The organism is Mesorhizobium sp. M2A.F.Ca.ET.039.01.1.1 (assembly GCF_003998035.1).
In the GTDB taxonomy this organism is placed as follows: domain Bacteria; phylum Pseudomonadota; class Alphaproteobacteria; order Rhizobiales; family Rhizobiaceae; genus Mesorhizobium.
This window is the reverse complement of sequence record NZ_RZRY01001387.1, coordinates 1-694: the sequence shown is the minus strand read 5'-3', so window position 1 is coordinate 694 and position 694 is coordinate 1. Positions and strand designations below refer to the sequence as shown.

General features: G+C 70.3%; 1 protein-coding gene. It reads right to left on the bottom strand.

Features of this window, described 5'->3' with window-relative positions; translation table 11 throughout:
- A partial coding sequence (locus EOA24_RS40020; RefSeq protein ID WP_127410927.1) for an oligopeptide/dipeptide ABC transporter ATP-binding protein occupies positions 1-694 on the bottom strand: 694 nt, incomplete at both ends.

Below are 694 nucleotides of genomic sequence, written 5' to 3'. Positions count from 1 at the left end.
GAGCCGCACCGAGCGGACCAACTCTTCGAGGCGCGCGTCCAGTTTCTTGCCGGTGAGCCCGCCCAGCCGTTTCAGGGCGCGGCTGAGGATATGGCGGATCGAATGCGAGCGGTTGAGCGCGGAGTCCGGATTTTGGAAGACGATCTGCACCGCCTTGACCTGATCCTCCGAGCGGCTGGCAAGCCGTGGCGCCAGCTTCTTGCCTTCCAGCTCGATCGAGCCGCCGTCGTCGGGCGGGACAAGGCCGAGCAGGAGCCTCGCGAAGGTCGTCTTGCCGCTGCCGGATTCGCCGACCAGGCCGAGCGTCTCGCCGGGTCTCAGGCTGACCGAGACATCCTTCACCGCCCGCAGCGGACGGCCGTGGCTGGCATAGGTCTTGTTCAGCCCTTCGACCTGCAGCACCGGCGGCGCCTGCTTCGGCGCGACAGCGGGAATCTCGGCGGGCGTGGCACGCGGCAACGACTGCGCGTTGTCATGGTAGTGGCAGCGCGACAGCCGGCCCTCGCCGAGATCGTAGAGCGGCGGCGGCTCGGCGCGGCAGCGTTCGGTGGCCAGCGCACAACGGTCGGCGAAGGCGCAGCCGGTGATGGTGGCGCCGATGCCGGGCAGGAAGCCGGGGATGGTGTCGAGCCGGCCCTGGTCCTTGCGCTGGCCGCCGCGCGGCAGGCAGCGCAGCAGCGCCACGGTGTAGGGA